The following is a 6770-nucleotide window of genomic DNA, read 5'->3' as shown; positions in this document are numbered from 1 at the left end:
GTCCTCGATCGGACGCCGGTGGGCCGGTTCGCTACATCGTCCGTCGCGGAGGTCAGATCGCGACGAGTCCCTCACTTCCCGGCGCGAGGCCCTCCTGGAGCTTCAGCAGCCCTGGTCCGATGACCGTGGGGGGATCATCGGCGACGCCGTAGCCCCGCAGCGGGGTCAACGATCCGCTTGCCTCGACCCGGAAGCCGGCGAGCGACATCCGGTTGCTGAACGGCGTGCCCGGGACATGGGTGTTGGGCAGCCGCGGGTCGGCCAGCTTCTCGTCGAAGCCGGCCACAAGGCAGTAGAGGAACCGCCCGTCGCTGCTGATCGCCAGGTCCTGGGTCGCGTGCGAATCCCGGGTGGAGACCAGGTGTCCGTCCGGCGGGAACGGGGTGATCTGCCCCTGTGCGTTGAACCGGACGCCCGAGATCGTGCCGCTCTGCGCATTCGCGATGTATTCCACGTCGGGATCGAGAATGCTGCGGACCGTCCAGCAGGAGGTCAGCTCCGTGGTGTTGACCGACCCGCTGATCACCGTGAGCTTGCCGTCCCGGCCCACCTTGTAGGTGGACAGCGCGCCGAAGGTGAAGTTCACGCCGATGACCTCGGTGACGAGCAGCACGTCCGCACCGTGGAATGTGGCGGTGAACGGTCCGGGACCGTTGGACTGGTTGACCACCGGGTCGCCGGGGCGGCCGTACTCGTCGACCGGGAAGACCACGATGCTGTTGGTCTGCCGTTCGGTCACGACGAGCTGGGTGCCGTCCGGCCGGAACGAGATCTGCGACGGGGCCGCCGACGGTCCGCCGGGCAGCGACCGGGTGGACTCGGCGATCGGCGTGAGCTTGCCGTCCTGGGCGATCGTGAACCCGGAGATGGTGGCGTCCGGGTTCGGCGGGTTGTTGGGCGGCAGCCCACCGGTGTTGGCCACGTAGAGCAGGTTCTCGTGGGCGGTCAGGCTGACCGGTTGGATTCCGCCGGAGGGGACGCGGCTGACCAGCTCCAGCCGGTCCTCGACGATGCGCAGGCACGAGACCTCGTTGCTGCCGGCGTCGCACGCGAACAGGAACCGCTCGTCCGGGCTGAGGATCAGCGAGGCCTGCGAGACCGTGGGATCCGACGCCAGCTCGAGGTCATAGCTGCGTCCGATGCCGAGGCCTCCGGTGACGTACGTCTTGAGCCGGGTGAGCTCGCCGTCGATACCGCGGCGGAACACCGTCACGGAGTTGCCGGTCTCCTGGTTGCTCATCACGTACACGTATCCGGGACGAAGCCTGCCTTCGTCGTCATCGTCGCCCGGGTGCGGCCGGGCCTGCTCGGTGGGAGCATTCATTGGCGGCTGTTCTCCTTCTCCTTGTGGGCTCGCGCCCTTGTCGACTTCGTTCAATGCCGGTGATCAGGCGTCGGGTCCCGCAGAGTTCTGGGCGATGAGACCGTGCTCGGCGATGTCGTTGGCGATGTCCATGCCGAGCCTGACCCCGCCGACGTTCCGGCCGAGGTCCGGATTGCCGTCCTTGTCGACGACATAGGTGTCGAAGACCCAGTGCACGCCGAGGTACACCCGGCTGCGGGCGTTCTCCAGGATCATGTGCCACAACCCGCCGGGGAACTTGCGCACCACCCGGGTGCGCACCTCTCCGTCCGGGTCGGTGCTGATCCCGTTGAGCTCGTCGGAGACGAACTCAAGGCCGTCGCACAGGTTGTCCGGGCCAGGCCGGCCCTGGCCGTAGAACTGCCGGACGGTCTGGAGCATCGCGGCGCCGAACGTCGAGTGACCCGACGGATAGGCCGGGAACGGCGGGGTGAAGTTCTTCGACCCCGGGTTGTTGGTGTTCGGCGCCCCGAGCGGAAGCCAGAACGGATCGCCGATGGAGTCGGTGCCGTCGCTGGCCCCGGAGATGGAATCGTGCTCCCGCACCCCGAGCACCGGACGCCACACCTCGTAGAAGAACTTGTCGTTCCAGGCCAGGATGCCCGCGTCGCCGAGCGCCGCGTTGACGAGGCCGAACAGCCGGGCGTTCTTGCCGACGTCGTTGCCCTGCGCCTGGGCGATCTTGCGGACGATCTGGTTGTACAGCCGCGGCGGCGTGCCGAGGCCCTTGACCCCGTCGTAGGCCCAGAAAATGCCGATGGCCGTCTCGGCGGGGGTGCGGCGGTTCTTCGCCAGGTCGTCCGGCAGCGTCGCCATGAGCTCCGGGGCGATGCCCTTGGCCCGAACCTCCCGCACCGCCGCGTCGTATTCCGCGGAACCCAACTGGGGCGGCGGATCGAGGTGGTGCCGTCGGGTCGCGGCGAACAGGTGCGACCGGGCGCCGTAGAACGGCGCGTGGGTGCCCTGCGGCGAGTTGTTCGGATCCTGCCGCCACCGCCCCGGCGCCGCCGAGATCGAATACCCGTCGTCGCTGACGCTGGGATCGTTCTTGCGCAGCGCCAGCATCTCCGCGGCGACCCGCTGACCGAAGTCGTGGCCGTCGGTGCTCGACTTGCCGGAGACCAGGCCGGCCGCGAGATGCTTCGAGTCGAAGAACGTCTTCTGCGCCGGGTAGAGCGCGCTGAGCGTGGAATGCGCGGCCGCGGCGATGGCCGCGGCCGTGTCGGCGCCATCGGGTGGCATCGGCAGCCGGTTGCCGAGGTAGCACGGGTGACCCGGGTTGATGCCGTAATAGGCGTCGTGCATGGCCAGGCTCACGATCGCGAAGGACCGGGAGGCTCCGGCCGGGCCGCGTGATCCGGCCTCGTTCGGCGCGCCGGTGGTATGTGTCGTACGGTCCGCCTCCAGCAGGACGTCGTTCCAGTACAGGATGGGATCCACCAGGTATTCCTTCCTTTCATTGATGGTGTTGCTGGCATGCGCCATTGACCCGACCGGCGGAATGCCGGCCCGGCGAACGGAGCACGTCAGAATGGGGCGGCGGCGGAGACGACACGCCGGCCACCGTGGATCACGAGGGAGGCGGAAGGTCGAGGGGCACGCTGGCCCAGTGCGACTTAACGAAGTCCGGTCCACCGATTCCACGTCTCGGCGGATGTTCGAAGATCAACGAATATATTGAAGCAACAACCTCGTCCACGCGGAGCCGGGGACGCCGTAAATCGGGATCTTCAACCGACCGCGCAGTCAAATGCAACGTGTTCCCCCCGGATCCCATGGGAATCGGCTTGAGGCTTGCTTGATTTCCCCGACCATTGCCAGTCCTACCAGGTAGAATGACGCGCTGTCAAGCGTTTACGCCACGTAATCGAGTAGAAGCGCGCGGTGATGCCGTTACCCGCCTGATACGAAACTCGAGAAATAGCGCACCGCCGCTTCATTCATATTTGAGTTCACGGTGCAACCGCGGACGGTCCGCAGTTGCACGGCTCAATCGAAGGCCATCGCTGGACGAATTGCGGCGCCATGGCATTCTGACCGCGTGACACCAGCGGAGTTGGTTCGCCTGCGCCGGGCCCGGGACAAATCGACCGCGATTACGCGCAGCCGCTCGCCGTCGGGTGCACCTCGCTGGGATCGTTCAGCAGCCGGTTCACCGAGCTGGTCGGCGAGAGCCCGAGCGCGTACCGCGCCCGCCGTCACGACTGGACCCACAACATTCCGGCATACATCGCCAAAATCTTCACTAGACCGGTCAGGAATGGAGAAGCCAAAACCGCCGTCAGCCGATAGCGTGGCCGGCGGGGCGGCGGCCACCGCGCGTGGCCGGCACCGCACCGATCGAACCCCATATCGCGGAATTCAGCACAGAAACCCACGACTCCCGGAGGAGATCAACCGTGGAACCACGCATCGGCAACCCGGCGATGGTCCTGCCCGACGCCATGAAGGCCCTGCACGCCCTCAACAAGGCCACCGAGAACGCCGGTGTGCCGCAGTCGACGATCGGCCTCGTCCAGCTGCGCGCCAGCCAGATCAACGGCTGCAGCGTCTGCTGCGACCAGCACCCTCGCTATCTCAAGCAGGCCGGCGAGTCCGACGACCGGATCAACGCCGTGGCCGCCTGGCGGGACACCCCCTACTTCACCGAGGAGGAGCGCGCCGCGCTGGCCCTCGCCGAATACGTCACCCGGCTGGCCGACGTGCCCGACCCCGTTCCCGACGCCATCTGGGAGGACGCCGCCAAGTACTACGACGAGCAGGGCCTCGCGGCGCTGCTGCTGGCGATCTCCACGATCAATGTGTGGAACCGGCTCAACGTCGCCACCAAGCAGCAGGCCGGCGCGAAGTGGTGAGCGCGGCAACTTAACGAAGTACGGCACCCGAAGGGCGGTCATCGAGCCAACGCGATGACCGCCCTTCGGATTCATCATTCATTGAGTGCCGCCGTTGTGTGATTTCTTCGTATCCACGATATTGAAACCGCGAGGCAGCTTCTCCGCCCGGGGAAGTGCCGCGACGAGGGAGAGATATGTCGAGAATCATCACGGCTTTGACCGGGGTCGTGCTGGCCGTGGCATTGCTGCCCGGCTCGGCGTCCGGCAACACGGCCCACCGGTCGGAGCCGACGATCGAGGTGATCGCGACGGGCCTGGACAACCCGCGCGGGCTCACCGTGCACAACGGCGCCGTCTACGTCGCCGAGAGCGGAAACGCGGGCGCCACGTGCGCGGGGACGCTCTGCTTCGGCACCACCGGATATGTCACACGGATCAGGAACGGCAGCCAGGAGCGGATCATCAACGGGCTGCCGTCCAAGGGCGCCGTCGACGGAACCACGGGCGGCGCCAACGATGTGGCGATCGGTCCGTGGGGCCAGGTGCTCGTGCCGTTCGACCTCGGCGGCGCGGCCGCGGCCACCGGAACCGTCCCGTACGGGTACCGGTTCGGCACGGTCGAGCGGGTGTGGCCGGCGGCGCGGCAGATCGGCGACCTGCGCGCGTGGGAGACCGCCAACGATCCGGACTCGGTCGACCCGAGCACCTCGGGCATCGAGAGCAACCCGTTCTCGGTGGCGACGACGTGGTACGGCACCACGGTGGTCAGCGACGCGGCGGCCAACGACCTGATCAAGATCTCGCCCAACGGTGAGCTGAGCACGCTGGCGCTGTTCCCGTCCCAGTGCGTTGCGGCCATTCCCAACGGGCCGCCGGGCCACCCGGCGTGCCCGGCCGGGCAGATCCGCCAGCAGTCGGTGCCGACCGGCGTCGCGATCGGTCCGGACGGCGCGTTCTACGTCGGCGAGATGACCGGCTTCCCGTTCACCCTCGGCACCGCGCGGATCTGGCGGATCACCCGCGACGGGCAGATGTCCGTGGTGGCGACCGGCCTGACCACGGTCATCGACATCGCGTTCGACCGCCGCGGCCGGCTGTACGCGTTGCAGTACAAGAAGGGTGGGTTCTTCTCGCCCGACCTGACCGGGTCGCTGGTCCGCGTCGGCCGGGACGGCACGCTCACCACGGTGCTCGACACCGGCCTGGTCTCGCCGACCGGGCTGGCGTTCGGCCGCGACGGCGCGGCGTACATCGCGCACCGCGGCGTGCCGAACGCGCAGGCCGGAGTTGCCGCGCACACGGGTGAGGTCCTGAAGGTGCGGTTCTGACGATATTTCGCCCCAACGTGGCCCCGCCGGACCAGGACCGGCGGGGCCGCCTTTGATAGGAGAGGTCGGAATGAGCGTCGGAGTGTGGCTGGTCGGAGCCCGCGGATCGGTTGCCACGACGGTCGTCACCGGGGCGGCCGCGGTGCGCGCGGGATTGGTGCCACCGCTGGGATGTGTCACCGAGATGCCGGACTTCGCCGCCGCGGGGCTGCCCGGGCTGGACGAGCTCGTGTTCGGCGGCCACGACGTGGCGTCCACCCCGCTGACCAAGCGGGCCGCCGAGCTCAGCCACGCCGGGGTCATTCCGGCGCGCCTGCTCGAGGCCGTCCGGGACGAGCTGGAGGCGGCCGACGAGGAGATCCGCCCCGGGCTCGTCGCCGGCTTCGGTCCACAGTGTACGGACGCCGCCCGCCTGATCGCGGACCTCACCTCGTTCCGCGTCCGGCTGGGGCTGGCCGGGGTGGTGGTGGTCAACGTGTCGTCCACCGAGCCGCCGTTCCCGGCCCGCGCCTGCCACGCCGACCTCGCCTCGCTCGAGCGGGCCATGGCCGCGCCCGGCCAGGTGCTGCCGCCCAGCTCGCTGTACGCCTACGCGGCGCTGCAAGCGGGTTGCGGGTACGTCGACTTCACGCCGTCGACCGGGGCGCGGCTGCCGGCTCTCGACGAGCTGGCCCGCGCGCGGGGAGTGCCCTACGCCGGCAGCGACGCCAAGACCGGCGAGACCCTGGTGAAGACCGCGCTGGCCCCCATGTTCGCCGCCCGCGCGCTGGCGGTGCGCTCGTGGTCGGGCACCAACCTGCTCGGCGGCGGTGACGGCGCCACGCTGGCCGACCCGGATGCCGGGCGCAGCAAGAAGGTCTCCAAGGACCGGGCGGTGTCCGCGTTGCTCGGCGATGGGGTGGACGGCCAGACGCACATCGACTACGTGCCCCCGATGGGGGAATGGAAGACCGCCTGGGACCACGTGCTGTTCGACGGCTTCCTCGGCGTGCGGATGACCATGCAGTTCACCTGGCAGGGCTGCGACTCCGCGCTGGCCGCCCCGCTCGTGCTGGACCTGGCCCGGCTGACCGCCCGCGCGCACCGGGCCGGCGAGTCCGGCCCGCTGCCGGCGCTGGCGTTCTTCTTCAAGGATCCTATTGGGACAGACGAGCACCGGCTGACGGTCCAGTATGAGCAACTCCGCCGGTGGGCGAACGAACTCCCCTGAGCCAAGGGAAAGCGGGAGCCGCGTCGGGGTGC

At 68.8% G+C, this 6770-nt stretch carries 5 protein-coding genes; 3 read left to right on the top strand and 2 right to left on the bottom strand.

All coding sequences use genetic code 11. The features are described from left to right. Positions 1-52: 52 nt before the first annotated feature. Together VGX25_RS14235 and VGX25_RS14230 are read right to left on the bottom strand one after the other, a co-directional pair. Entirely contained in the window at positions 53-1324 is a 1272-nt protein-coding gene (locus VGX25_RS14235) for a lactonase family protein (RefSeq protein ID WP_326918244.1), read from the bottom strand. Between the two features lie 63 nt (positions 1325-1387). Next, positions 1388-2848 (bottom strand): hypothetical protein, encoded by a 1461-nt coding sequence (locus tag VGX25_RS14230; protein WP_326918243.1) that lies wholly within the window; start codon positions 2846-2848, stop codon positions 1388-1390. A 914-nt stretch (positions 2849-3762) separates the two neighbouring features. Here VGX25_RS14230 and VGX25_RS14225 point away from each other — a divergent pair. The 3 genes from VGX25_RS14225 to VGX25_RS14215 all read left to right on the top strand — a co-directional run bounded on the left by VGX25_RS14225 (position 3763) and on the right by VGX25_RS14215 (position 6738). Then, entirely contained in the window at positions 3763-4218 is a 456-nt protein-coding gene (locus VGX25_RS14225; RefSeq protein ID WP_326918242.1) for a carboxymuconolactone decarboxylase family protein, read from the top strand. A gap of 176 nt (positions 4219-4394) precedes the next feature. Beyond that, the gene (locus tag VGX25_RS14220; RefSeq protein WP_326918241.1) at positions 4395-5528 is read left to right on the top strand and encodes a ScyD/ScyE family protein; all 1134 of its coding nucleotides are present in this window, start codon (positions 4395-4397) and stop codon (positions 5526-5528) included. A gap of 70 nt (positions 5529-5598) precedes the next feature. Next, positions 5599-6738 carry an inositol-3-phosphate synthase gene (locus tag VGX25_RS14215; RefSeq protein ID WP_326918240.1) on the top strand — a complete coding sequence of 380 codons (1140 nt, stop codon included), beginning with the start codon at positions 5599-5601 and terminating at the stop codon, positions 6736-6738. The last annotated feature ends 32 nt before the right edge of the window (positions 6739-6770 follow it).

This window comes from Actinophytocola sp. (assembly GCF_035942955.1).
In the GTDB taxonomy this organism is placed as follows: domain Bacteria; phylum Actinomycetota; class Actinomycetes; order Mycobacteriales; family Pseudonocardiaceae; genus DASYTH01.
This window is presented reverse-complemented; position numbering and strand designations above follow the sequence as displayed.